Raw genomic sequence first — 25,149 nt, 5'->3', positions numbered from 1 at the left:
TAATGTTTTCAATAAAAAGAAACAAAACACTGTTGACGGTCATACTACTCGGTTCAATTCTGAGTGGATGTCAGGTCGTAAATGTTAAACAGCAAGCTTTAAATGTAACCATTGCAAATGAACGCAATAGTATTCTTACGCAAGATAAACTCAGCGAAGCAAGCCTGAATGTTTTATCTATGTCAGGTCAGGAAGCTAAAGTTTGTACAGACACCCCTGAAACCTGTGTAAATCAACTCAAAAACCTTCCTCAAATTTTAGATGAACAATTCTTATCAGCTGCAAGTGAAATGTATCTGGCAAAGGCAATGGCCTTATCAGATACCTCTGACTGCAAAGTAAGTAGATTTACCAAACATAAATCTGAAGAAGAACAAAAGAGTATCCAGAATAGTTATGATAACTGCTTAGACCAGCAATTGAATTTATTAGATAAAAGTATTCGTTATAGCTATGCTTATCTTTTTGCAACGAAACGCTTACCTGCCGACCGTATTTTTGATAATAGACAAGTTCAAATTCGCGACTTCTATAATCAAGCAATTGCCAAAATGGTCAGTGTTTATGATTTAAGGCACCCCAAGAAAAATGTGGTTGAACCACAAATTCACATTGGTAAAAGTGTTTACACAATTGACTTTGAGTTTCATAGACAGTTAACAGGTCAAAAATTAGAAAAATTAATTTCAAGTTATAACTTAAATTTTTCAGGATTAAGAACCATTAACCGCCGTGATGGTTTTGGCTCTGAATTTGTAGCGGTTTTTCCTAGTTCAGGAAAAGAAGATATTAATGAATATATTCTAGACCCGCTTAAATACAATTATAAAAATGGTGTTAATCCCAATATTCATCATGCACGTTATTTGGCTGCAACTATTGTCGCTGAACCAAAACATGCGACCACTGTTGAAGAAATTATTAATAATCCTGAATTCATAATTCGAGTTTATGACCCATATCGGACAGATAATATCAAGGTAGCTGGTAAACAATATCCTCTGGCTGCTAACTTTTCAGCGCCTTATGGTCTATGGCTGGCCGAAAATAACTTAGGTGTGGCAGCTTATTTAAGCCTGATTGACCGCGATCAGCATTTAACTATGCCGCACCTCTACATGCTTGAACCGTATAATCCTAACAAGAAAATTATTGTGTTAGTTCATGGTTTGGCAAGTAGCCCTGAAGCTTGGATTGCACTCACCAATGATGTTATGGGTGACACGGTTTTACGAGACAATTACCAAGTTTGGCAAGTCTTCTATTCAACCAATATGCCAATTTTGGAAAGCCGTTTCCAAACTTATGCCCTTCTTAAACAAGCTTTTGGTTCTTTGAACCCAAATGACCCTGCTGCACATAATGCTGTTCTTGTGGGCCATAGTATGGGAGGTATTATTAGTCGGTTACTGGTCAGTGATGGTGATATTACTAAGCCTGCTTTAGATTTGATGACGATTCGTCAGCAAAACCGTTTCAAGAAACATCCAATGGTTACTGAGCGATTGCAAATGCATTCAATCAATAATTTTGATCGTGCAATTTTCTTAGCTTCTCCTCATCGAGGTACAGATTATGCCGATCGTTGGTTTACGTTAGCTGCACGTAAAATTATTCGCCTACCAGGTGCATTTTTATCAGCTGTAGCAACGTCTCTCACCACTGAAAATTTAGATGTTAAAGATTTCTTGGGTAATATTGATAATGGTTTGATTCAAAATGGTCCAAGTGACTTAAGTCATCAGTCCAAATTTATGGAACTTACAGAAAATATTAACCCGCACCAGGGGTTAGTCTTCCACTCTATTATGGGGAATATCACCAAGAGCGATGATCCAAATGTGATTACTGATGGTATTGTTCCTTATAAAAGTGCTCATTTAGAAGGTGCCAAGTCTGAGAAAGTTCTTCCGGGTGGTCATTCAATCCAGCTCACTCCACAAGCGGTACTAGAACTGCGTCGTATTTTACGAGAGCATTTAGTCGAACACGGTTTATATAAACCATAAAATAAAAAGAGCCAAAGGACAACCTTTGGCTCTTTCGTTTTGAAATTAAATTTTATTGCCCAGAACGGATGATGTAATCAAACGCAGAGAGTGATGCTTTAGCACCTTCACCTGTAGCAATAATGATTTGCTTGTAAGGTACAGTCGTACAGTCACCCGCAGCAAATACACCTTTGACATTGGTTTCGTTGCGGTCATTCACAATGATCTCACCACGGTTGGTTAACTCAACTTCACTGTCTTTTAAGAAGTCAGTATTTGGTAATAAACCAATCTGTACAAAGATCCCTGCAAGCTCTACCACATGCTCTTCATCAGTCGCACGGTCTTTATATTTAAGACCAGTCACTTGTGAGCCATCACCTAACACTTCTGTGCTTAACGCATTCATAATCACAGTGGTGTTTGGCAAGCTATGCAATTTGTTTTGCAACACTTGGTCAGCACGTAGTTTTGTATCGAACTCAACCAGTGTCACATGCTCAACAATCCCTGCAAGATCAATCGCAGCTTCAACACCTGAGTTACCGCCACCAATCACCGCAACACGTTTGCCTTTGAATAATGGACCATCACAGTGTGGACAGTATGCTACACCACGGGTACGGTATTCTTGCTCACCCGGTACATTCATTTCTCTCCAACGTGCGCCTGTAGAAAGGATCACAGTTTTCGATTCAAGTTTTGCACCGTTTTCAAGCTCAACTTCAACCAGACCATTTATCGTTTGGTTTGCACCTGTGATTTTGCTGACACATTGCAGGTTCATGATATCGACATCGTATTCACGAACATGTGCTTCCATCTCGGCAGCAAACTTAGGACCTTGAGTCTTTTGCACAGAGGTGAAGTTTTCAATGTCCATGGTATCCATCACCTGACCACCGAAGCGTTCAGCCACGATACCCGTGTTAATCCCTTTACGTGCTGCATAAATTGCTGCTGTTGCGCCCGCAGGACCACCACCAATCACCAACACATCAAAGGCATCTTTAGCATTGAGTGCTGCTGCATCTTTTTCAGCTGAGTTGGTGTCAAGTTTCGCCACAATCTCTTCAAGCGTCATACGACCTTGACCAATGTGTTCGTTGTCTTGGAACACCATTGGAACTGCCATGATCTTGCGCTGTTCCACTTCGTCTTGGAAGAATGAACCATCAATCATGGTTGCAGTTGTATTCGGGTTATAAATTGCAATCAGGTTAAGCGCCTGTACCACGTCTGGACAGTTATGACAGCTTAGCGATACAAATACATCAAAGTCAGCTTTGAGGTTTAAACCTTTAATCTGGTTAAGTACTTCATTTGACACTTTAGGTGCATAGCCAGAGACTTGTAACAGTGCCAAGATCAAAGACGTAAACTCATGGCCCATCGGTAAGCCGGCAAAGAACACACGAGGCTGCTCACCAGCTTTAGCCACACCAAAGCTTGGACGACGTGTATTGTTGCCATCAAAACGGGCAGTCACCTTTTCAGAAAGTTCAGCGATTTCACTCACCAACTCTTTAATTTGAGCTGCTTTATCTGATTCATCTAAAGCAGCAACTAATTCGATTGGACTTTCTAAACGTTCTAAGTAAGCTTTTAATTGAGTTTTAATGTTTTGATCTAACATCTATTTTTACTCCAATGCATCCAAATTCTTTCAATAGATGCATAGTACGTTAAAACATAAAATAGGTAAAACAGTATGTTTTTATAGATTCGATCGGTTTTTTAGATTTTATTATTATTCACTTCAATCAAAAAAAGCCAACCTGAACTCATCCAGCGCAGGTCGGCAAACTGGTTAAACTAGAGTAACACCACTCCAAATACAGCCCCAGCAATCAGGACATGTAAGGGATGAACCTTTTTAATTAAAGATAATAAAGTTGCAATGACGACCATAATGACAAGTAAAGTATTTATTGCAGCCGCCTCAGAAATAATCCACGCACTGGCAAGTACCGTTCCAACAGTGACAGGTTGTAAAGCAAGCTGTAAAACACGGCGCCATTTCTTATCTTTAAATTTTGACCAACCTCTCATTACAAATACAGTAATAATAGATGAAGGCAAAAATTTAGCGGTTGATGTCACAAGTAAACCCGATAGCCCTGCTACATGCCAACCAACGAGCGGTACAATCATCATGTTTGGACCAGGGGCAGCTTGGGCTATTGCGAATAAGGCACTAAATTCTTGTGCCGTCATCCAGTGATGAATATCGACCACTTGACGTTGCATTTCAGGCAAAATTGTATTACCGCCACCAAAAGCAATAAGTGATAACTGAGTAAAAATGATGGCTAAAGTAAGTAGAACTGCGCCCATTACACACGTCTCCAAATAACAGCTGAATAAAATGACAACAAAACCAGCATGGTCAAAAGCAAGGAGATTTTCAGAAAAGCGATGCTGACAATTGCCACTACAACTACACACATCGCTAATGGATTACGTAATAAAGGCTTGAGCATTTTCAACCCTGTTGCAACCAGTAGTCCAGCTGCTGCTGCTGCTAGTCCTTCAAAAAGATGCTTAACCATGAGGTTGTCTTGGAACTGCTCATAGACATAATGTAAAAGTACAACAATTACCGTCGGTGCAAAGATTAAGCCAATCAGTGAGCTTACTGCACCGCGAATGCCACGAAACTCCATGCCAATCGCAACAGATAAATTAATAATATTGCCACCCGGTAAAAATTGACACAGACCAAGTAACTCAGTGAATTTTTCAGGACTTAGCCACTGTCTCTGCTCTACAACGACTTTTCGTGCTAAAGGCAGCACGCCGCCAAATCCAATTAAACCTAATGTTAAAAAACCTAAAAATAGTTCTGTGCAGCTCGGTACACTCTCCTTCTGCACGGCAATTTCAACATGGTTCATTTTCGTTACTTTTCACTTTATCTGACCAAGATAGAATGATACTTTTATGACATATCTACAAATGCTTTTATTTTCTTTAACCATACCCTAAAGGTATTTCTATGCTAGATTTGCACAAGCTTCATGCCTTTGTTGTGGTTGTTGAAGAAAGAAACATTACCCACGCGGCAAACCGATTATTTATTCAACAGCCGCCATTAACACGTTTACTCAAAAAACTGGAAGAAGAGCTCGGAACACAATTACTTGTTCGGCAACCACGTGGGATTGAACCAACTGAAGCAGGTTTAGCACTATTTAAAGAAGCACAAATTTTATTAGAGCATGCCAAACATATTCCTAAATTAGTTCAAGATGTCAGTCAAGGTAAAACAGGACAACTCAATATTGGTTTTACAAGTTCTGCAGGCTTACATCCACTGATTTCATTAGTATTGCGCTCCTATCGGGAAATATATCCAGGGGTACAAACCAAACTTGAAGAAGCAGGTAGCCAAAAGCAATTAGATCGGTTAATCTCGGAAAAACTTGATATCGCCTTTTTAAGAGCCCCGATTAGTCGTGATATTGGGCTAAAGCATCTTCATATATTAGATGAGCCAATGATGGTGGCATTGCCTATAGGACATCCACTTACGCAAAAAGAAAAAATTAGTTCAAGTGACTTATCAGATGAAAATTTTGTTTTATACCGTCGTTCTTCAGGACAAGGTTTATATGACAATATTTTATATAGTTGTTATCAAGCGGGTTTTAGTCCACGTATTATTCAGGAAGCGCCTCGACCTACCGCAACATTAAATTTAGTTGCTGCTGGAATTGGTATAACTATTGTACCAGCCTCAATGCATAACTTCTGGAACCATGAAATTGTTTATCGCGAATTTGATAGTTCAATAAAACTTAATGCTCCTCTTTACTTAATTACAAGAGAAAATGAAAATTCAGCCAAAGTAGCAAATTTTATTGATCTTTTACAGGCATTATTGCCTACCATCTAAATTCGCATTAAATATCAATAAAAAAGTGCTCTAATATGAGCACTTTTTATTGAGTAAAACAGTCTATTTTTGATTGACCCGTTTAGATAACTCTTCTGCCGATTCTTTACGTTCCGAATAGCGATCTGTCAGATATTGTTTTTGTCCACGTGTTAATAAAGTGAACTTATAGAGTTCTTCCATTACGTCAACAATTCGGTCATAGTAAGAGGATGGTTTCATACTTCCATCTTCTTCAAACTCTAAAAAAGCTTTAGCAACCGAAGACTGATTTGGGATCGTAATCATTCGCATCCAACGGCCTAAAATGCGCATTTGATTGACTGCATTAAAAGATTGCGAACCACCACTGACTTGCATAACGGCTAACGTTTTGCCTTGTGTTGCCCGTATTGCTCCGCCAGCTAAGGGAATCCAATCAATCTGAGCTTTTAAAATCGAACTCATTGCACCATGACGTTCTGGTGAACACCAAACCATACCTTCTGCCCAAGCCAAAAGCTCATGTAACTCTTGCACTTTAGGATGATCTGTTTCAGCATCCTCTGGTAAAGGTAAGCCTTTAGGATGAAAGATTTTGACCTCGGCACCTAAATATTCAAGAATTCGTCCAGCCGTCAACACAGCAAAACGGCTATAAGAACGCTCACGATTAGAACCATATAGCAATAAAATGCGTGGTGGATGTTCAAGTTGCTGTGCTTGCACTTGTTCAAAGGTAGGCTTATCTAAAAGATTTAACGCTACATTGGATAAATCATTGTTAAGACTGTTCATGGGAGAAATACTTTTTCTTGAGCCAAAGAGAAACTGAAACGAGTGAAATTAAAACCGGAACCTCGACCAATGGTCCTATCACAGTGGTAAATGCTACAGGTGACGCTAAACCAAAAGTAGCAATCGCAACCGCTAAAGCGAGTTCAAAGTTGTTACCCGCAGCGGTAAATGAAATGGCAGTGGTACGTGGGTAGTTATTCCCCATACGTTTACTCATAAAGAAGCTAATGAAGAACATCACCACAAAGTAAATTGTTAGTGGGACAGCAATCAGTAATACATCTAGAGGTAAACTCACCACATCGCCCCCTTTTAAACTAAACATGGCAACAATAGTAAAGAGTAAGGCGATTAGACTTAACGGGCTAATTTTTGGTAAAAACTTGGTTTGATACCAACTCAAACCTTTTGCCTTAACTAAAACTAGACGAGTCAAGAAACCCATTAAAAATGGAATACCCAAATACACCAATACAGCATGGGTAATGGTCCAAAAATCGACATTAATGACTTGTCCTGCCACACCAAAGTACGGAGGCAAAAAGGTTAAGAATAACCATGCATAAGTGCTAAAGAATAAAATCTGGAAAATACTGTTAAATGCAACCAAAGCTGCAACATATTGGTTATCCCCACATGCCAAGCCATTCCACACTAAAACCATTGCAATACATCGTGCCAAGCCTATCAAGATTAGACCTGTCATATATTCCGGATAGTTATGCAGAAAAATAATCGCTAAAGCAAACATTAAGACCGGAGCAATTAACCAGTTTTGTACTAAAGACAAAGCCAACGTTTTTTTATCTTTAAATACTTCCGGTAAAGCTGCGTAATCTACCTTTGCCAAAGGTGGATACATCATTAAAATTAAACCAATCGCAATTGGAATATTGACGTTATCTACACTGAGTTGATTCAAAGAAACCGATGCTTGAGGAAAGAAAACACCAATTGCCACACCTAAACCCATGGCAATAAAAATCCATAGCGTTAGGTTCCGGTCTAAAAAAGAAAGCTTTTGCTTAGTCATGTTCTGCTCTCTTACTCAATATGAGAGATTTTATTAATCTCAGTAATCAAATTTGAACGATTTAAATGAGCAACATCGAGCGCGAACAACGCATCTAAACGACGGTTGATATGATCTACAGTTTCTTGGAAAGCTTTTAATTTGTCTTCTTTCGGTAAATCCAAGTGAGATGGGTCACTTAAGCCCCAGTGTGCTTTGATTGCACCGCCTAAATAAAGTGGGCATGCCTCTTGTGCAGCAGAGTCACAGACTGTAATTACAACATCTGGTTGATATTGCTCGCAGTCATCAATGGTTTTGCTCCATAGTCCATCTGTTGAAAGACCTAAACTCTCAAGAGTTTCAATGGTTAATGGATGTACCTGTCCTGATGGTTTACTACCTGCGCTATACGCCTTCCAACCTTCTGGTGCACGGCTATTAAATAAAACTTCTGACAAAATACTACGACAACTGTTTCCGGTACATAAAAATAAGAATTTCATAGTTTTACTCACAAAAAGTAGAAATAGATACAAGCTGTTCAGATTGTGATTTCATCAAACCATCATCTTGCCTTGCCATAATGTTTAAAATATCGACAGCCCAATCAGGTAAATTTGGATTGAGGCTGTAATAGACCCATTGTCCTTGTCTGGTATCCACCAAAATGGCATGTGCACGTAACAAGGCCAAATGTCTGGATATTTTTGGTTGACTCAATTCAAGTTGTTCTTGTAGTTCACATACACAAATGTTCTGTTTATTGAGAACCAATTTAAGAATGCTTAACCGAGTAGGGTCCGAAAGACATTTAAAAAAATCGACTTGAGTGATCATGTCAGTAACAATTCATATTCGTTATTGCAAATATACGCATATCCATATATAAATGCAATATCTTAATCCGATGATCAATTTACCATGACTGAGCTAGTGAAGATTTACCATAACCCTGCTTGCGGAACCTCGCGTAATACGCTGGCACTTATTCGTCATGCTGGGATTGAACCCATTGTTATTGAATATTTACAGACACCTCCTAGTAAAGATGAGCTTACTCAACTCATTTCACAAGCTGGATTAACCGTACGTGAAGCAATCCGTAAAAATGTTGATCCGTATAAAGATTTAGAGTTGGAACAAGCCCATTGGACTGATGAGCAATTAATTGAGTTTATGGTGCAATATCCAATTTTAATTAATCGCCCATTTGTGGTTACACCAAAAGGCACACGTCTTTGCCGCCCTTCTGAGGTTGTATTGGATATTTTAGATTCACAAAACTTAGGCTATTTTGCAAAAGAAGATGGTGAAGTCATTATTGATGAGCAAGGCCGTCGTATAAAATAATTGAAGACTCTCATCAATATAAAAAGCTAAATGGCACAACACCATTTAGCTTTTTTGAGTGAAACGGGTTAAAAATAAGACTTAATAAAAGGAAGAAGTTGCTCTCCGACTACCATGCCCAATAACCCTACTAATGCAACAAGAGGCGGAGCCGGTGACTTAACATTTAAAACATAATATAAGACACCAACGAGCAGCCCTACAGCCAAAGATAACAAGTACATTTTCATCGTACATACCTTAGGGAAGCAAGCCATTTAATGACAGGTTCCCATACTGTTTTATTTAAAATGCAAAACAAGAACACCCGAGTGCACCCCAGAAAGATTTTTTATCCTTATCATTTACAGGAACATCAAGCATCCAAGAGTGGTTATGCCCATGCATGCCACAACTGCTAGCACATTCACACAATGCACTTTTTGACTGTAATGATTGATTCGAAGGTGCATTACGATTTTCAGATAAACGCCACTGACCACCAAAGCGTTTTACTGGCGACCATGTTGGTGATGCTGGCGGTAACGGCGGATCATCTTGCTTAAACTCTGCTCCTGCATATACCACTTTTCCGCCTAAAACAGTGAGTACAGACTCAATCCACTGGATATCTTCTGCTTCAACCTTGAAGTAGTCATCGGACAATACGACCAGATCAGCAAGTTCCCCTGCTGTAAGTGATCCTTTAACGTCTTTTTCACCTGAGAACCAAGCCGAACCTTTAGTCCAGAGTTTGAGTGCTGTCTGACGGTCTAATAGATTTTTTTCATCATAGAGTGGCAAACCACCGACTGTTTTACCCGTACTTAGCCAATACAAACAAACCCAAGGGTTATAGGATGCAACACGGGTCGCATCTGTGCCCGCACCCACAGGAACACCGAGTTCTAGCATTTTCTTGACGGGTGGCGTTGCTTGAGCAGCTTCGGCTCCATAGCGTTTTACGAAAATCTCGCCTTGATATGCCATACGGTGTTGAATAGCAATACCACCTCCTAATGCGCCAATACGTTCAATATTACGCTCAGATATGGTTTCGGCATGGTCAATAATAAATCGGGTCGCAAATGGCTGTTTGGCATTTACTCGCTCGAATACGTTGAGTAAGCGATTAATACTTTCATCATAGGTTGCATGAATACGGAATGGCCATTTCTTGTCAGCTAAATGTTCAACAATGGCTTCGAGTTCACCTTCCATTTTTTCTGGCAAATCAGGTCGTGGCTCATAGAAATCTTCGAAGTCACCCGCCGACCAAGTCAGGTTCTCACCTGCGCCATTCATTCTAAATAATGCATCACCATCGCCTGGAAATGTCATTTCTGTCCAACGGCGATAATCATCAAGCTCTTGGCCTGCTTTTTGAGCAAATAGGTTATAAGCAATTCGAACCGTCATTTGATTTTGGTCATGTAATTGCTTAATCACATCATAATCTTCAGGGTAATTTTGACCGCCGCCACCTGCATCAATTGCAGAAGTAATACCTAATCGGTTCAACTCACGCATGAAATGACGAGTTGAATTAACTTGATCTTCAACTGGCAATTTCGGCGCTTTACCTAGGGTCGAATATAAAATCATAGCGGATGGCGTTGCGAGCAACAGACCTGTTGGCTCACCTTTTTCATCACGTACAATTTTGCCACCTGGCGGGTCTGGCGTGTCTTTGTTAAAGCCTAATACATCAAGCGCGGCACGGTTCAACATGGCACTCGCATATAAATGTAAAACAAAGACAGGAGTATCTGGCGCTGCTCTATTAATTTCTTCTAAAGTCGGTAAACGTTTTTCGGCAAACTGGAATTCAGTCCAACCACCTACTACACGCACCCATTGTGGATCTGGCGTATTATCTGCTTGCTCTTTGAGTAAACGTAGTGCATCTGCAACGGAAGGTACACCTTCCCAGCGCAGCTCCATATTGTAATTTAGGCCACCACGAATAATATGTAGATGACTGTCATTTAGACCCGGTATAACGCGACGGCCATTTAAGTCTACAACTTTGCTGGTTGGTGTTGCGAGCTTCATAACCTCATCATTTGTACCCGTGCGTACCACTTTACCGTCTGCAATCGCAATTGCTTGTACTTCGGGATTCTGAGGATCTAGTGTTGTGATTTTACCGTTTTTGAGTATGAGGTTTATTTCGGTCATTCTGAACTCCATTCTTGTGAATTATCGTTCTAAAAAATAAAGGTATAGCAACATATATATTTCATTATTCTTTTTGATTTTACACGACGGAGTCTGATCGTTTTACATCTAATAAGAGGAGTTAATTCTGTTACTTTTCTTTCGGGAAAAGTAACCAAAACCATTGCCATCTGCAAAACTCGTTCAATTACAATCTTTTCAGATTTTGTCCTGCCTCGAACAGTTGCAGATGGCTTTTCCACTTATCAAATATAGTTAAAAATCGAATAAATCAACTTAAATATCGAAATACCCTTAACTCAACTATTTCTTATTTTGCAGGAACTGGTGCAAGTACTTCGTGTTTTGAAGTTGTACGTTCAGGCGCCTTATGTACCATCGTATAGGCATAGTCCACACCCATACCATAAGCACCCGAGTGCTCGCGTACAATTGCCATGACTGCATCATACGTATCACGGTGTGCCCAATCACGTTGCCATTCAAGTAAGACTTGTTGCCAAGTTACTGGAACAACACCTGCTTGAATCATGCGTTGCATAGAATAATCATGTGCTTCTTTCGATGTACCACCTGACGCATCTGCCACCATATAAATTTCATAATCGCCTTCAAGCATGGCACCAAAAGCAAAAGTGTTATTGCACACTTCAGTCCACAAACCTGAAACAATCACTTTTTTACGATTATTTTTTGCAAGCGAATCACGTACTTTTTGGTCATCCCATGAATTCATTGAAGTACGTTCTAGTAAAGGAGCATCTGGAAATACATCTAAAAGTTCTGGATAGGTATGGCCAGAGAAGCTTTCAGTTTCAACCGTAGTAATGGTGACAGGAATATTGAATGTTTTAGCTGCTTTTGCCAATCCTACCGTATTATTTTTTAATACTTGGCGGTCTATTGACTGTACCCCAAAAGCCATTTGTGGCTGATGATCAATAAAAATAACCTGACAATTTGTTGGTGAAAGTTGTTCTAAAAGTGACTTATTCATGGGTAAATTCCTTATGAGTAATGCATTAAAATTGCTTACTGGTCATTATCAAAACAGATAAAAATGTAAAAGCATAGACAGCAAATCAGCACGAATCTGTATGCTGTACGAATACAATAAAAATCAATGATTGCTTTTTAATTTTTATAGTTTAATCATTGATATATATTTTTTAACTTTTGCTTAACCATGGATCGATTAGACTGTATTTCCACTTTTGTAAGTGTCGTAGAACATGGGAATTTTAGTAGCGCAGCCAGAGCACTCGACATCTCTCGTGACTTAGTGGCAAAACGTGTTTGCTACCTCGAAAATGACCTAAAAACTACACTGCTAACCCGAACCACAAGACAGATGAACCTCACCTCTTGTGGAGAAAAGTTTTATCAGCATAGTAAAGTTATTTTAAGTGAGTTTGAATGGGCTGCCTACGAAATTAGCTATAACCAGCAGTACCCAGAAGGCGAACTCAAGCTCAATACACCAATGTCTTTTAGCAATATTTTTCTTCAAAATATCATTTCAGATTTTATTGAGAAATATCCCAGCATCAAAATTGATTTATTCATGACTGATCAGCTATTAGACATGAATAATAATAAATTTGATTTAACTATTCGTGTAGATGGCTCTCCTCCAAATTTAGCAAATAGTAAAATATTAAATACCTATCAGCGCTATCTATATGCGACACCTGAGTATTTCAATCAGCATGGATTACCAGACTCATTAGAAGAACTTAAAGAACATAAGTTTCTGATTTATTATCAGGATAGCCGACATAAAAAATTGATTTTTCAAAAAGATCAGAAAGAAGTGTCGTTCAATTGCTTCCCAGTGATGACCTGTAATAATGGTGAATTATTATTAGATATGTGCCTAAAAGATCACGGCATTGTTTTTCTTCCAGAGTTTATTGCTGAACCTTATTACAAAGAAGGCAAATTACAGAAATGTTTGGAGGACTACACCAGTCAGCCGCTTCACTTATATGTCACATGGCCAAACCGTAAGATTTTATCGAAGAAAGTCAAACTATTTATTGATTTTCTAACGCGTCAAATCGTTCCTATAAAATAACCAATCTGGGCCTTTTCCATAGGAATTGGCCCATTATTTTTTATTTAGTTTAAATAGTTTCAATTTTTTTATTTTTAAATAAATTTAATAAATTTTGATCTGCTGTTGCTGTGTGGTCTTCTTCAACAAATGTCGTCGCGTAGTGTTCTAAATGCTCTTCCATCAATTGAGTTGCTCGCTTTTCATCGCCTTGCTCAATGGCATTTAAAATTGCACGATGTTCATCTGCCGAACAATTATTATGTTTGGGAATTTCATATAACCCAATTAATAACGAAGTCCTTGCAATAAGCGTCTGCAAATAACTGGTCATAATCGTATTTTGATTTGCTTCAATCAGCTTTAAATGAAATTGTCCTGATAGCTTAATCCACTCGGCCCAATTGCCAGCTAAACGCTCATGTGACTCTTGGTCGACTAAACTTCGAAGCTCACTAAAATCTAGCTTATGTGACTTTTGAGCGAGCTTTTTTACAGTAGCGATTTCAAGCATGCTGCGCGCTTCAAAGACCTCTTTTGTTTCATCAGCACTATGTTGTGCGATGAGTGCCCCGCGATTGGGCTGAATTTCGATGACCTTATCATGTGCAAGTTTGACAAAAACACGTCTTAACACTCCTCGCGTTACACCGAATGCTTCACACAAAGGTGCTTCAACTAAACGTGCGCCAGGGGCAAGTTGTCGATTTAAAATAGCATCTACAATAGCGTTATATATATGGTCATCAATTTCATCATTGCTCATTTCTACGGCTTTTTTTGGTGCATTCGATGGCATTGATTTTTCCATTTTTTATTGATGCTCCCTCTTTTTAAAACTTTATCTAATGACAATAGTGTAAGTTTAACTTAAGCGTTTTGGAATATCGCTCTCATTCCCACAACAAATATACTGAACCAAATAGTTCAATATTAGGTCTCTAAATATCCACTTATACACCTAAATTTACTTACTTTTTATAAAAAATTAAGCACTTCTCATTTTATAAATTTGACTCTCCATATCCAAAATCTATACCAGTTTTAATGACTCATAAACGCTACTTCCTAAATTTGGCATAACTTTTGCTCAATTTAAATTGTGCACAATTTAAATATCACATTGTACACAATTTTAATTTCATTCTTTTAGACAGAAAAACAATGCTGCTGAAAGTGCCTCCATCTTAAGGAAGTGAGTGTTCAAGATGAATAATACCGAAGCAATAATTAAACCTTCTTATGATGCAAAACTGACAAATCAAGACTTAGCTCCTTTAAAAAAGCAAACATGGGGCGCTTATAATATTTTTGCTTTCTGGATGTCTGATGTTCATAGTGTCGGCGGTTATGTCATGGCTGGGAGCCTTTTTGCACTCGGACTCAATAGCTGGCAGGTACTTTTATCTTTACTCATCGGCATTGCCATAGTTCAGTTTTTTACAAACCTCATTGCCAAGTCTAGCCAACAAACAGGCACGCCCTATCCTGTTATTTGCCGCGCTACCTTCGGTGTGCTTGGTGCAAATATTCCTGCTGTTATTCGCGGGCTTATTGCTGTCGCATGGTATGGCATTCAAACCTATTTGGCATCAAGTGCTTTCTTATTGGTCATTTTAAAGTTCTTTCCAGAATGGTCGGTGTATGCCGATGTTTCAACTTATGGTTTCCTTGGCCTTTCCTATTTAGGATGGGTTGGATTTATGCTGCTTTGGCTACTTCAAGCGATTGTTTTTTGGTCTGGCATGGACAGCATTCGTAAATTTATTGACTGGGCAGGTCCAGCTGTCTACGTAGTGATGTTTGCGATGGCAGTATGGCTCATCTGGAAAGCTGGCTGGCAAAATATTGATTTAAACTTGAGCGGTGTTCAATACGACGGTTTTGCGGTTGTACCAGTCATGATTGGTGCTATTGCGCTTGTTGTTTCATATTTTTCAGGGCCTATGCTGAACTTTGGTGACTTTTCTCGTTATGGCAAAAGCTTTAATGCTATTAAAATGGGGAACTTTCTTGGGCTACCGATTAACTTCTTAGGCTTTTCTTTACTTACTGTGGTGTGTATTGCAGCAACGCTTCCAGTCTACGGCAAGCTCATTACAGACCCTGTCGAGATGGTTGGAAAACTAGATAACACATTTGTGGTGATTTTAGGCAGTTTAACCTTAATGATTGCCACCATTGGGATTAATATTGTCGCTAACTTTGTTTCACCTGCATTTGATTTTTCTAATGTTTCACCGAGCAAAATTAGCTGGCGTATGGGTGGAATGATTGCAGCAATTGGTTCGATTTTCATTACCCCATGGAATTTATTTAATAACCCTCAAGTGATCCATTACACCATTGATATTTTAGGTGCATTTATTGGCCCACTTTTTGGTGTATTGCTCGCCGATTTTTACCTCGTTAAAAAACAGAAAATCGTGGTAGATGATTTATATACCTTAGATAGCAAAGGTTTGTATTGGTACAAAAATGGTTATAACCACTCTGCCTTTTATGCCTTAATTCCAGCTTCATTAATTCCTATTCTCTGCGTACTTTTACCACAACTATCAGGGCTAGCTAATTTCACATGGTTTATTGGGATGGGATTCGGTTTTGTCATTTACCGATTTCTTAATCAACCACTTGCCCATGCTAAATCGGCAATGGCTAAGGTAAAAGCACAATGAAAATTAAAATTATTAATCCCAATACCACTCAAAGCATGACAGACAAAATTGCTGCATCAGCAAAGATAATCGCAAATTCTGACACTCAAATTATTGCAGTGAGTCCTCAAATGGGACCTGCAACAATTGAAAGTTATTATGATGAAGCTCTAAGTGCAGTAGGTGTGTTAGAAGAAATACGCCAAGGTGAACAGCTAAATGTAGATGCCTATATCATTGCCTGTTTTGGTGATCCTGCCCTTTATGCTGCCCGTGAAATCACTTCAGCACCTGTGATTGGGATTGCCGAAGCAGCTATGCGAACTGCAAGTTATGTAAGTACTGGTTTTAGTGTAGTCACGACATTACAACGCACAGTGAATATGAGTTGGCATCTGGCTCATCGCTATGGGGTTACGCCATTTTGCAAAAATGTTCGAGCTTGTGACATTGCAGTTGAAGAATTGGAGCTTCCTGACTCAGATGCTTATCGAACCATACGAGATGAGTGCAAAAAAGCGCTCGTAGAAGATAAAAGCGATACGATTGTTTTGGGCTGTGCAGGCATGAGTGATTTATGTCTAAAACTACAAAATGAATTGGGAGTGATTGTTATTGACGGCGTTGCAGCAGCAGTTAAACAAGCTGAAATGTTAGTCCAGTTAAATTTAAAAACTAGCAAAGTTGGTGATTGGGCCTCACCTCCTGTAAAGAACTACACAGGCATATTATCAGGATTTGGAATGCGCTAAAGAGTTATTGTTTCAATTCCAGCTCAAAATTCAGAGTTGGAATTGAAACAAAGAATAATCAAAAGAATTAAGTCTCTGCTAACTCTGGCTTTTGTTCATTTTTATAAAATGGCACATCACCGTTAATAGTTGCACGGTGCATGATGCGATGGGCATCGCCATAATCAAATAATGCTTTATGTTGCGTACAACGGTTATCCCAAATCGCGACATCACCATCTTGCCATTTCCAGCGTAAATGAAACTTCTCTTGAGTTGCATGTTCAAACAAGAAATTAAGTAACTGTTCGCTTTCTTGTTCAGCTAACTCATTAATTTGAGTGGTAAAGCCTTCACTTATAAACAACAAAGGCTCACCTGTAACCGGATGGGTACGCACCACGGGGTGAACCACTGGCGGATTACGCTTAAATGTTTGCAAAAGCTTTTCTCGCTCTTCTTCGTTATGAGCAAAACGTTCAAGTGGAAAAGACTTACGAATATCGTGTGTTGCAGTTAAGCCACGTAATTTTTGCTGTAACTCAAGCGGAAGCCCTTTAAAAGCTGCGGTATTACTCGACCACAAGGTGTCACCGCCTACAGGTGGAATTTTAATGGCTTGTAAAACACAGCCCAAAGGTGGGGTCTTACTAAAAGTCACATCTGTGTGCCAAAGCTCATTATCACGTAAATCCTGTTTCCAACTGTCGAGTACCATCACTTCAGGCACCTCTTCAATAGAAGGATAAATCGGGTGCACATGTAAAGTGCCGAAACTACGTGCCAAGTCAGCTTGTGCTTGTGGTGCCAATTTTTGCTTTCGAAAAAAAATGACCTGATGATCAAGTAAAGCCTGCTGGATTTGTTGCGTCGTGTGTTCATTTAACGCATTCAAATCGACATCATGAATAATTGCGCCAATGGTAGGCTTGATCACTTCAATATTTAAATTTGCTACGACTGTATTCATCTTCTTTACTACAACTGCTGACCATACCAAGGAGAAAACTGTTTTTGTAACCAACGTAAAAACAGCTCAAAACTAACTGCGACAATCGCAATCACAATAATGCCCAGAATCACCGTATCGGTAATTAAGAACTGCGCTGCTGATTGCACCATAAAACCAATACCACGATCTGCTGCAACTAACTCTGCTGCAACTAATGTTGACCAGCCCACCCCGAGACCAATACGAATACCTGTAATAATATGAGGTAAAGCGGTTGGTAAAATCACATGCCAAAAGACTTGTGCCTGACTTGCCCCTAGCGACAATGCCGCACGCTCACGATTAAGCTGATGGCTTAACACACCATGTGCACTACTAATAATGACAGGCGCCAAAATCGAGAAGAAAATCAAAAGTACTTTTGTGGTTTCGCCAATACCGAACCAAATTACGAGTAATGGCAAATAAGCTAACGGTGGAATTGGACGTAATAATTCAACCAAAGGGTCTAAAACAGCGCGAACCCATTTGTTCAGGCCCATCCATAAACCCAGTGGTACACCAATCACCACGGCAGCGATCAATGCTAAAAATACACGAGAGATACTGGCTGCTAAGTGTTGCCACAAAGTTGCCTTCATAAAGCCTTCTTGGCTAACCGATATAAATTTTTGCCATACTGCCTGTGGACTCGGTAAAAATAGTTCAGGTACGACATGCAAAGCAGTAATGAGAAACCAGAGTGCAACTACACTCCCCACACTAATTATGCTAACTGCCAAAGTGTGGTGCTTTTCAAAAAATGACGATAGAAATGAAGCATTTTCTGTTTGCACATCTGGCTTAAGTTTTAGCTCTGCTTTGTCATATTCATAGACGTTATCTTTAGTGTTCATGTAGGTAACGCCTCCTTACCGCTTTGTTTTTGTGCCCTTAAACTTTCAAATAACTGTTCTCTGAGCTGAATAAATTGAGGGTCTGATTTAATTGAGCGAATAGATTCGCCCTGACGATATCGTTGAGCAAAATCGAGGTGTAGAATTTCTACAATTTTGCCCGGATGGGTGGTCATCAGAACTAACTGATTGCTGAGCAATAATGCTTCTTCAATGTCATGTGTAATTAAAAAGAAGCTTTTATTTTGTTGAATCCATAAATCGAGCACTAGCTGCTGCATGTTTTCACGCGTAAAAGCATCTAAGGCGGCAAAAGGTTCATCTAATAAAATAAACGGCGCGTGACTGATCAAAGCTCGGGCAATACCAACACGTTGTTTCATACCACCGGAAAGTTCCCATATATTGGCTTTTTCAACGTGACTTAAACCTACAATTTTTAAAATTGCGTTTACTTGTGCCTCAATCTCTGCACGCTTTAAACCTTTTAACTGCAAAGCGAAGCCAACATTATCTGCAACATTCAACCAAGGCAGTAAGGCGTGATCCTGAAACACGACAGCACGGGTTACATCTGGTCCAATTACGACTTCATGATTTACAAGTACATCACCAGAACTTGGCTTTTGAAACCCTGCCAAGATATTAAGCAAAGTTGTTTTGCCACAACCTGACTCACCTAAAATGACAGTTAAAGAACCTTCTTTAATGGTTAGGTTAATGTCGTGTAAAACTGGCTTTTGCTGTTTAGGAAAAGTCAGATGAATATGTTTGGCTTCTAATACACTCATGACAACTCCTTAAGGCTGCAAAAATGAAGAGTTCACATTGCCTTTATAATCGGCTTTCAGTTGATCGACCTTACCCTGACCTTTTAAGAATTTCGCTGTATCAAAAATATTTTGTGCAAATTCACCATCTAACGTTTGTTTTTGCTGAGCGTGGTCAAGGTAAATATTTCCACTTAATAAAAGCGGAATATCTTTTGGATCAGAGCCTGTGAGCTGCGCAATTTTTTGTACGTTATCGGCATCTTTAACGTAAGCGGCTGGGTCTTGATTATATTTTTCAAGCTGCTCAAGCGTAGTTCGGACAAAAGCTTTTAAGAAGTCAGGATTTTTCTCTGCAAAGTCTTTACGTACTACCCATAAATCATAAGTTGGAGCGCCCCATTCACCGACTTGTTTTGAGTCAGTTAAGACTGTGCCAGATGCTTTAGCTTTGCTTAAAGCAGGTTCCCACACATAGGCAGCATCAATGTCACCACGTTCCCAAGCAGCTGAAATTTCAGGTGGACGCAAGTTAATAATTTTTACTTTATCTTCTGGAATATTCCAATGTTTCAGTGCAGACAAAAGGCTGTAATGTGTGGTTGAAACAAACGGTACAGCAATGGTTTTGCCAATTAAATCTTGAGGGCTTTTAATCCCTGATTTATTACTCACCACGAGTGCTTCAGATGCACCAAGTTTTGATGTAATTAAGAATACTTCTATTGGTAAATCACGGCTTGCCGCTGCTGCAAGTGGACTTGAGCCAATATTGCCAAGTACCACGTCGCCCGAGGCAAGTGCGTTTACAACATCTGAACCCGCATCAAATTTTTTCCATTGAATAGTACGTTGACTATGTTTTTCATACTCCCCATTTGCTTGTGCCACTTTGCTTGGGTCAACCCCTGTTTGATAAGCAATCACAATAGGTTTGCTGTCACGAACTGAAGCACTGGTATTATTGTCTTTCTTATTTTGCCATACGATAAATGCAACAATTGCTACGATAACAATTGCCGTGATAATCAACGGTTTGGTCTTCGTGCTCATAATTTCATGATCTTTCAATAATATAAGCTCATGGTATGCAGCTGGCTTTATAATGAAAAATAAAAAAATATGAGTTGCTTATCTAATTTTTATAAATAACTTTTTCTTATAAGTTTTTATCTTTTGGTAAAAAGAAAATTTTAAGTAATCTTATAGGATAGATACAAAATTAAAATACTTATATATCAATAATTAAAAACGATATTCCTAAATCATATGATTAGGAAAGCCTGACATATACCTTCTGGTATTTTATCCTACTCATTTCATCATTTTTATTTTTGCTTATCGCATCCAGAGTTTTGCATCTAATTAATTTTCATTCTTTTATATAAAGTACAGATTTTATTATCTTTTTATCTTGAATATTCTGCAAATATTAAGATTTGGACAAATCTTTTTCTGGTTTATACATGAGGCAAATTTAATTTTTATTTTTAAGAGGAGAAATCATCCCTTGTTTAAACGTCCCACAACTTTCAAAAAAATATTCATCGCGACGACTTTGATTACATTCAGCCTCTCAAGTCATGCAGCCCTTACCTTTGGCAATGCTGAAGAAGGTCAACTTAAAGTAAGTGGTACTGTTCGGGCTAAATATATTTATGATTTTGACTCTGAACCCTCTACCAGTAAATTTTCCTTTAATGACGCAGTATTATGGCTGGACTACAACTCACCGAAATGGATTGGCCATCTAGATTATCGGGTTTATGAGTATTATGGACATTTAGGCGATGCCAACTGGCTCACCGATGCGTGGTTGGGTTATAAAATTAATGATAACAGTAAAATTATTGCTGGCTTAAACCCCGTTCCTTTTGGCTTAGGTCGATTTTGGGGAAATACTTATTATTTAGGCATTGCCAATAGTGCGGGTTGGGAAGATGTACATAATCTTGGTGTAAAATATGATTTCAATGATGGAATCAATGAAGCACAACTCGCCTTTTATCCTACCGATGGTGGCACCTATAGAGGTAAAAGCAAAGACTCGAGTCGATTTAGTATCAACCCTGTCAATGCGGATGACTCAGTACCGCAAGGCACCAATACCCAAGAAAAGAACTCCTTTGTTGTTCGAGGTGCTCATACCTTTAAAAATATCTTAGGCCAAGAAAATTTCTCTACCCAACTGGGTGCTTCTGCATGGTATTCCACTATTGAAAACAAACGTTCAGGGCAAGATGGCGATCGCCAAGTCTATTCGGTTTTTAGCAATACCAATTATAACCAATGGAATTTACAGCTTTTGGCTGGTTATCAAGACATCGATAATGCCGACACTGAATATAAAGATCATCTGACTTTAGGTGGTTTCGATTATTCATTTAACTCTGCAACCAAAGGTCAGATTTACTCAGCCGAGCTCAGCTATTTATTTCCTCAGCAATTTGGCCCAATTACCTCTGTTCGTCCCTATTTAAATTATAGTTCTTATCGAAAAGAGCAAGATGGCTTTAAAGACTCTACCCGTTTTATTCCCGGTATTGCTTTTAACTATCAAAAACTGACGGTACAAGCCGAATTATTGATGGGTAAACATGATCCATACCTAGGAGACAGTGAAGGCCTTGCAGCTGGTGGAAGCAATGATAAATGGAATAAAAAAGCATTTGTGATTTTTGCTTACTACTTCTAAATCCAAAATAAAGGCCAACAGATGTTGGCCTTTGTTTTATCTAGATATTTATTTTTACTCTAGTCGATTACTGGTGAATTATTGAGAGGAAGTTCTGTTTTATCTTCATCAATCACATCAACATCTTGGGCAGTAGGCTCAAACTTAATCACTAGCCCAATCACAATTAAAGGAATAAATGCAAAGATAGAAATTATTAGGTAAACATCGGTTTTGTAACCCGCCATCCAAATTGGTAAAACAAACAAGGCAATGGCTTGAGCAACACCTGTTACGGCACGGTTAAAGCCAACACCAACACCACGAATCGAAGCTGGATAAGCCATAGTAGGATAAACCATCATTTGTGCCCCAGGCCCAAAGCCTTCGGCAAAAAGCCACAAACCCAGCATTCCAATTGCGGTGTAGAGTAAAAAGCTATTACCGGGTTCACCAATCAATGCCAAAGCAATGAGAGCAATAAACTGAAGTAAAAAGCCTGTAAGCAACACATGACGAGATTTAAATCTGCTGGCAACAAATACACCTAATAGTCCGCCCGTAAATGCAAACAGTAAATTAAGCCCAAGTGTGGTGGTAATGGTCGTCAAGACATCAGTATGAAAAAACCGTGTTAAAATAGAAGGCAAAAAGAAAGCAATGGTGGTGTACTGAAATGCCACCGAAATGTGAATCACAATTGCCACAATAGTTCTTGGCAAATAGGTTTTATTAAATAAAACTGCAAAACCCTCGCGCTTTTTCTTATCGCTAGTTCTTTCTACTTTTTCAACTGTAGCAACTGCATGAATTGCATAGGATTCTTGTAGAACTTTAGCTGCGCCTTTTAAATCGCCTTGGTTTGCAAGCCAAATAGGTGATTCAGTTAAATATTTACCGCGAATAAAAATAATGAGTAACGCTGGTACTGCTCCAAAAATTAAAGATGCTCGCCATAACCAGTTGCTATGCTCAGGGGGTAAAAGAAAATAAAGCGCCAGAACTAGACCAAAACATACCGAAGAAGCGGCATACCACATTGGGCACCATGCGGCTAAACGTGCTGCTTTGTTGCTACTACCGTTAAATTTGGAAAACTCAGATAAGTATGACATTGCGACAGGCAAATCAATACCGACACTAATTCCCATAATAAATCTGGCTAAAATCAAAACCCATACATTCGGTGCAAAACCAGCCACAATTGCCGCAATGACAAACAGCACCATGTCCGCCATAAAAACCCGATAACGGCCGATTTTATCTGTCAGCCAACCACCAATCAGGTTACCAACAATGGTTCCGCAGACAATTGCTGAAGCTACGACCCCAGTCATGACAGGGCTTAAAGAAAACTCAGAGATAACTTGCTCAATACCAAATGAGAGCGTTGTTAAATCATAGGCATCAATAAACACCCCAATCAGTGCCAACCAAATAACTTTATTCGACTTACCCTTCCCTGCAAATTTGGAAATTAATTGTGAAACATCATCGGGAGATTTAATTTCATAACGATGGTTATGATCGAGTTCTTGTGTGCTCACTTAATAATTCCTGTATTTTAATAACAGAAACAAAATAATGATTATTCACATAATACAAAAACAAATTAATCTGATGTTTTAATCTAAATTATAGAATTATCTTTTCATTATTAACTCAGAAGTAAAACCGATATAAAAAGACAAAATAAAAGCTGGTATTTAACCAGCTATTTATTTAAAGGCTTCCTAAAATATTAACTTGCCTCAGCAAGTTTTAATTCCTTTAGATTACGATATTTTGCACCACGGTGATTTTCAGGCAAATATGGCCCAGCACCAAATAGTTTTTCTCTTAATGTTCCTTGTGCGTATGAAGTTTGATATACCCCTCGTTTTTGCAACTCTGGAACAATAAATTTGACCACATCGGCAAAGGTTTGATGTGCCAAAATATAGGCAAGGTTAAAGCCATCAATATCGGTATCTTCAACCCATTGCTGTAGACCATCCGAAACTGTTTCTGCTGAACCCACGAGTACTGGTCCATTACCACCTAAGCTGTTCCAATTTGCAATTTCTTCAATGGTCCAAACACGCTCTGGATCTGCATTTACGTAAGAATCTAATAAAGATTGAATGGCATTGGTTTGAATATATTCAACTTTGTCAGTGGGTTGATATTGTGAAAAATCGACACCAGACCAGCCAGATAGCAATGTTAAAGCCCCATCGTAACTTCCATAGCTTTGATATTCTTTAAACTTAGCCTGTGCTTTTGCATCGGTTTCATCAGTGACAATCGACAAAAGTGCATAAATTTTAACTGAGTACGGGTCGCGGCCTTCTTGAGCCAGTTTTTGGCGAATGCCCTGTACCACTTTTTTAGTGGCAATTTTAGACGGCGCTGCGATGAATACACACTCGGCATTTTGACTAGCAAACTTCTGCCCACGTGAAGATGCGCCTGCTTGGTAAAGTACTGGTGTTCGCTGCGGTGATGGTTCACAAATATGGATGCCCGGTACAGTAAAGTATTTACCTTCGTGCTGAATTGGATGCACTTTTTTATAGTCAGCAAAGATACCTCTTTCACGGTCGCGAAGTACAGAACCTTCTTCCCAAGAACCTTCCCAAAGTTTGTAAAGAACTTCTAAGTATTCATCAGCAATATCATAACGATTGTCATGATTAACCTGAGTTTTTAGGCCCAAGTTTTTCGAACCACTTTCCAAATAAGACGTCACGATATTCCATCCAACTCGCCCTTTGGTTAAATGGTCTAGCGTGCTAATACGCCTAGCAAAAGGATAAGGATGTTCAAAGGAAATCGAGGTTGTGACACCAAAACCCAAGTGCTTTGTGACTGCTGCCATCGCTGGCACAATCTGTAGTGGATCATTGACCGGAACTTGTACTGCACCTGTTAAGGCATGTTCAGCACTTTGATGATAAACGTCATAAATACCAAGCACATCTGCAATAAAAATACCGTCAAAAAAACCACGCTCAAGAATTTGTGCTAAATCTGTCCAATATTCTAAATCTTTATATTCAACAGATCGGTCTTGAGGATGTCGCCATAATCCAGGAGATTGGTGGGCAATACAATTCATTTCAAAAGCATTAAAACTAATTTTCTTAGTCATAAAATATTCGCCAGCATTTTATTTATTTTTATACTAAAGCAATTTTTAGGTTTTCTTTATAATATAAACCCCAAACAAAATATGATTTT

General features: G+C 39.0%; 24 protein-coding genes. 7 read left to right on the top strand and 17 right to left on the bottom strand.

Annotated features, from left to right (window positions below; genetic code table 11):
- Positions 1-2: 2 nt before the first annotated feature.
- Positions 3-2,009, top strand: coding sequence for an esterase/lipase family protein (locus tag ACS125_RS11890; protein ID WP_443272324.1), 2,007 nt, complete (start codon positions 3-5; stop codon positions 2,007-2,009).
- 52 nt (positions 2,010-2,061) lie between these two features.
- Here the strand turns inward: ACS125_RS11890 and ahpF are convergent, their stop codons facing one another.
- The 3 genes from ahpF to ACS125_RS11875 all read right to left on the bottom strand — a co-directional run bounded on the left by ahpF (position 2,062) and on the right by ACS125_RS11875 (position 4,888).
- Entirely contained in the window at positions 2,062-3,627 is a 1,566-nt protein-coding gene (ahpF, locus tag ACS125_RS11885) for an alkyl hydroperoxide reductase subunit F (RefSeq protein WP_443272322.1), read from the bottom strand.
- Positions 3,628-3,806: 179 nt separating this feature from the next.
- A complete protein-coding gene (locus ACS125_RS11880) occupies positions 3,807-4,328 on the bottom strand; it encodes a chromate transporter (RefSeq protein ID WP_003651290.1) in 522 nt (173 codons plus the stop codon).
- A complete protein-coding gene (locus ACS125_RS11875) occupies positions 4,328-4,888 on the bottom strand; it encodes a chromate transporter (protein WP_005041294.1) in 561 nt (186 codons plus the stop codon). The genes ACS125_RS11880 and ACS125_RS11875 overlap by 1 nt, the downstream gene beginning before the upstream one ends.
- A 101-nt stretch (positions 4,889-4,989) precedes the next feature.
- Here ACS125_RS11875 and ACS125_RS11870 point away from each other — a divergent pair, with 101 nt between their 5' ends.
- Positions 4,990-5,889, top strand: a complete 900-nt coding sequence (locus ACS125_RS11870; RefSeq protein WP_443272320.1) for a LysR substrate-binding domain-containing protein — start codon at positions 4,990-4,992, stop codon at positions 5,887-5,889.
- Between the two features lie 63 nt (positions 5,890-5,952).
- Here ACS125_RS11870 and arsH read toward each other — a convergent pair whose 3' ends face one another.
- The 4 genes from arsH to ACS125_RS11850 are packed head-to-tail and all read right to left on the bottom strand — an operon-like array spanning position 5,953 to position 8,518.
- Positions 5,953-6,666 carry an arsenical resistance protein ArsH gene (arsH, locus tag ACS125_RS11865; protein ID WP_092705529.1) on the bottom strand — a complete coding sequence of 238 codons (714 nt, stop codon included), beginning with the start codon at positions 6,664-6,666 and terminating at the stop codon, positions 5,953-5,955.
- The gene (gene arsB, locus ACS125_RS11860) at positions 6,653-7,699 is read right to left on the bottom strand and encodes an ACR3 family arsenite efflux transporter (RefSeq protein WP_443272317.1); all 1,047 of its coding nucleotides are present in this window, start codon (positions 7,697-7,699) and stop codon (positions 6,653-6,655) included. The genes arsH and arsB overlap by 14 nt, the downstream gene beginning before the upstream one ends.
- Before the next feature lie 11 nt (positions 7,700-7,710).
- Positions 7,711-8,184, bottom strand: coding sequence for an arsenate reductase ArsC (locus ACS125_RS11855; protein ID WP_443272315.1), 474 nt, complete (start codon positions 8,182-8,184; stop codon positions 7,711-7,713).
- A 4-nt stretch (positions 8,185-8,188) separates the two neighbouring features.
- Complete coding sequence (locus tag ACS125_RS11850; RefSeq protein WP_443272313.1) at positions 8,189-8,518, bottom strand: ArsR/SmtB family transcription factor; 330 nt, start codon at positions 8,516-8,518, stop codon at positions 8,189-8,191.
- Positions 8,519-8,602: 84 nt separating this feature from the next.
- Here ACS125_RS11850 and arsC point away from each other — a divergent pair, with 84 nt between their 5' ends.
- Positions 8,603-9,031 carry an arsenate reductase (glutaredoxin) gene (gene arsC, locus ACS125_RS11845; protein ID WP_443272311.1) on the top strand — a complete coding sequence of 143 codons (429 nt, stop codon included), beginning with the start codon at positions 8,603-8,605 and terminating at the stop codon, positions 9,029-9,031.
- Between the two features lie 68 nt (positions 9,032-9,099).
- Here arsC and ACS125_RS11840 read toward each other — a convergent pair whose 3' ends face one another.
- The 3 genes from ACS125_RS11840 to ACS125_RS11830 all read right to left on the bottom strand — a co-directional run bounded on the left by ACS125_RS11840 (position 9,100) and on the right by ACS125_RS11830 (position 12,188).
- Entirely contained in the window at positions 9,100-9,261 is a 162-nt protein-coding gene (locus ACS125_RS11840) for a DUF1427 family protein (RefSeq protein ID WP_016141301.1), read from the bottom strand.
- A gap of 55 nt (positions 9,262-9,316) precedes the next feature.
- On the bottom strand, positions 9,317-11,191 hold the full coding sequence (locus tag ACS125_RS11835; RefSeq protein ID WP_443272309.1) for an amidohydrolase: 1,875 nt from the start codon (positions 11,189-11,191) through the stop codon (positions 9,317-9,319).
- A 310-nt stretch (positions 11,192-11,501) separates the two neighbouring features.
- Positions 11,502-12,188 (bottom strand): hydrolase, encoded by a 687-nt coding sequence (locus ACS125_RS11830; RefSeq protein WP_003651277.1) that lies wholly within the window; start codon positions 12,186-12,188, stop codon positions 11,502-11,504.
- A 189-nt stretch (positions 12,189-12,377) separates the two neighbouring features.
- Here ACS125_RS11830 and ACS125_RS11825 point away from each other — a divergent pair, with 189 nt between their 5' ends.
- Complete coding sequence (locus tag ACS125_RS11825; RefSeq protein WP_068564281.1) at positions 12,378-13,268, top strand: LysR family transcriptional regulator; 891 nt, start codon at positions 12,378-12,380, stop codon at positions 13,266-13,268.
- Positions 13,269-13,317: 49 nt separating this feature from the next.
- Here the strand turns inward: ACS125_RS11825 and ACS125_RS11820 are convergent, their stop codons facing one another.
- Entirely contained in the window at positions 13,318-14,058 is a 741-nt protein-coding gene (locus tag ACS125_RS11820; protein ID WP_081399532.1) for a GntR family transcriptional regulator, read from the bottom strand.
- A 397-nt stretch (positions 14,059-14,455) separates the two neighbouring features.
- On the opposite strand from ACS125_RS11820, the gene ACS125_RS11815 reads away from it, so the two are divergent.
- Positions 14,456-15,925, top strand: a complete 1,470-nt coding sequence (locus tag ACS125_RS11815; RefSeq protein ID WP_443272306.1) for an NCS1 family nucleobase:cation symporter-1 — start codon at positions 14,456-14,458, stop codon at positions 15,923-15,925.
- On the top strand, positions 15,922-16,656 hold the full coding sequence (locus ACS125_RS11810; RefSeq protein WP_443272304.1) for an aspartate/glutamate racemase family protein: 735 nt from the start codon (positions 15,922-15,924) through the stop codon (positions 16,654-16,656). Before ACS125_RS11815 ends, ACS125_RS11810 begins: the two co-directional genes overlap by 4 nt.
- Positions 16,657-16,723: 67 nt before the next feature.
- Here ACS125_RS11810 and tauD read toward each other — a convergent pair whose 3' ends face one another.
- Genes tauD through tauA form a run of 4 tightly spaced genes read right to left on the bottom strand, consistent with a single transcriptional unit; the run spans position 16,724 to position 20,324 of the window.
- Positions 16,724-17,605 (bottom strand): taurine dioxygenase, encoded by an 882-nt coding sequence (tauD, locus tag ACS125_RS11805; protein WP_174758966.1) that lies wholly within the window; start codon positions 17,603-17,605, stop codon positions 16,724-16,726.
- A gap of 8 nt (positions 17,606-17,613) precedes the next feature.
- A complete protein-coding gene (tauC, locus tag ACS125_RS11800; RefSeq protein ID WP_312823784.1) occupies positions 17,614-18,483 on the bottom strand; it encodes a taurine ABC transporter permease TauC in 870 nt (289 codons plus the stop codon).
- Entirely contained in the window at positions 18,480-19,274 is a 795-nt protein-coding gene (locus ACS125_RS11795; protein ID WP_443272301.1) for a taurine ABC transporter ATP-binding protein, read from the bottom strand. Before ACS125_RS11795 ends, tauC begins: the two co-directional genes overlap by 4 nt.
- Before the next feature lie 9 nt (positions 19,275-19,283).
- Positions 19,284-20,324, bottom strand: coding sequence for a taurine ABC transporter substrate-binding protein (gene tauA / locus ACS125_RS11790; protein ID WP_443272299.1), 1,041 nt, complete (start codon positions 20,322-20,324; stop codon positions 19,284-19,286).
- Positions 20,325-20,763: 439 nt separating this feature from the next.
- Here tauA and ACS125_RS11785 point away from each other — a divergent pair, with 439 nt between their 5' ends.
- Complete coding sequence (locus tag ACS125_RS11785) at positions 20,764-21,948, top strand: hypothetical protein (protein WP_443272297.1); 1,185 nt, start codon at positions 20,764-20,766, stop codon at positions 21,946-21,948.
- Between the two features lie 59 nt (positions 21,949-22,007).
- On the opposite strand, the gene ACS125_RS11780 is transcribed toward ACS125_RS11785, so the two are convergent.
- Positions 22,008-23,474, bottom strand: a complete 1,467-nt coding sequence (locus ACS125_RS11780; protein WP_312823776.1) for an MFS transporter — start codon at positions 23,472-23,474, stop codon at positions 22,008-22,010.
- Between the two features lie 194 nt (positions 23,475-23,668).
- Positions 23,669-25,060 (bottom strand): LLM class flavin-dependent oxidoreductase, encoded by a 1,392-nt coding sequence (locus ACS125_RS11775; RefSeq protein ID WP_312823774.1) that lies wholly within the window; start codon positions 25,058-25,060, stop codon positions 23,669-23,671.
- Positions 25,061-25,149 lie beyond the last annotated feature (89 nt).

Source organism: Acinetobacter sp. PFS20 (assembly GCF_052261015.1).
In the GTDB taxonomy this organism is placed as follows: domain Bacteria; phylum Pseudomonadota; class Gammaproteobacteria; order Pseudomonadales; family Moraxellaceae; genus Acinetobacter.
The sequence above is the reverse complement of the archived record's forward strand: the minus strand, read 5'-3'. Positions and strand labels throughout refer to the sequence as shown.

Bases quoted from the DNA above. Each gene is read 5' to 3' on its own strand.
- ACS125_RS11875 (WP_005041294.1), bottom strand. From the start codon at position 4,888: ATGAACCATGTTGAAATTGCCGTGCAGAAGGAGAGTGTACCGAGCTGC.
- ACS125_RS11880 (WP_003651290.1), bottom strand. From the start codon at position 4,328: ATGGGCGCAGTTCTACTTACTTTAGCCATCATTTTTACTCAGTTATCA.
- arsH (WP_092705529.1), bottom strand. From the start codon at position 6,666: ATGAACAGTCTTAACAATGATTTATCCAATGTAGCGTTAAATCTTTTA.
- tauC (WP_312823784.1), bottom strand. From the start codon at position 18,483: ATGAACACTAAAGATAACGTCTATGAATATGACAAAGCAGAGCTAAAA.
- arsB (WP_443272317.1), bottom strand. From the start codon at position 7,699: ATGACTAAGCAAAAGCTTTCTTTTTTAGACCGGAACCTAACGCTATGG.
- ACS125_RS11850 (WP_443272313.1), bottom strand. From the start codon at position 8,518: ATGATCACTCAAGTCGATTTTTTTAAATGTCTTTCGGACCCTACTCGG.
- tauD (WP_174758966.1), bottom strand. From the start codon at position 17,605: ATGAATACAGTCGTAGCAAATTTAAATATTGAAGTGATCAAGCCTACC.
- ahpF (WP_443272322.1), bottom strand. From the start codon at position 3,627: ATGTTAGATCAAAACATTAAAACTCAATTAAAAGCTTACTTAGAACGT.
- ACS125_RS11870 (WP_443272320.1), top strand. From the start codon at position 4,990: ATGCTAGATTTGCACAAGCTTCATGCCTTTGTTGTGGTTGTTGAAGAA.
- ACS125_RS11820 (WP_081399532.1), bottom strand. From the start codon at position 14,058: ATGGAAAAATCAATGCCATCGAATGCACCAAAAAAAGCCGTAGAAATG.
- ACS125_RS11815 (WP_443272306.1), top strand. From the start codon at position 14,456: ATGAATAATACCGAAGCAATAATTAAACCTTCTTATGATGCAAAACTG.
- ACS125_RS11890 (WP_443272324.1), top strand. From the start codon at position 3: ATGTTTTCAATAAAAAGAAACAAAACACTGTTGACGGTCATACTACTC.
- ACS125_RS11775 (WP_312823774.1), bottom strand. From the start codon at position 25,060: ATGACTAAGAAAATTAGTTTTAATGCTTTTGAAATGAATTGTATTGCC.
- arsC (WP_443272311.1), top strand. From the start codon at position 8,603: ATGACTGAGCTAGTGAAGATTTACCATAACCCTGCTTGCGGAACCTCG.
- ACS125_RS11835 (WP_443272309.1), bottom strand. From the start codon at position 11,191: ATGACCGAAATAAACCTCATACTCAAAAACGGTAAAATCACAACACTA.
- ACS125_RS11840 (WP_016141301.1), bottom strand. From the start codon at position 9,261: ATGAAAATGTACTTGTTATCTTTGGCTGTAGGGCTGCTCGTTGGTGTC.
- ACS125_RS11825 (WP_068564281.1), top strand. From the start codon at position 12,378: ATGGATCGATTAGACTGTATTTCCACTTTTGTAAGTGTCGTAGAACAT.
- ACS125_RS11830 (WP_003651277.1), bottom strand. From the start codon at position 12,188: ATGAATAAGTCACTTTTAGAACAACTTTCACCAACAAATTGTCAGGTT.
- ACS125_RS11795 (WP_443272301.1), bottom strand. From the start codon at position 19,274: ATGAGTGTATTAGAAGCCAAACATATTCATCTGACTTTTCCTAAACAG.
- ACS125_RS11855 (WP_443272315.1), bottom strand. From the start codon at position 8,184: ATGAAATTCTTATTTTTATGTACCGGAAACAGTTGTCGTAGTATTTTG.
- ACS125_RS11810 (WP_443272304.1), top strand. From the start codon at position 15,922: ATGAAAATTAAAATTATTAATCCCAATACCACTCAAAGCATGACAGAC.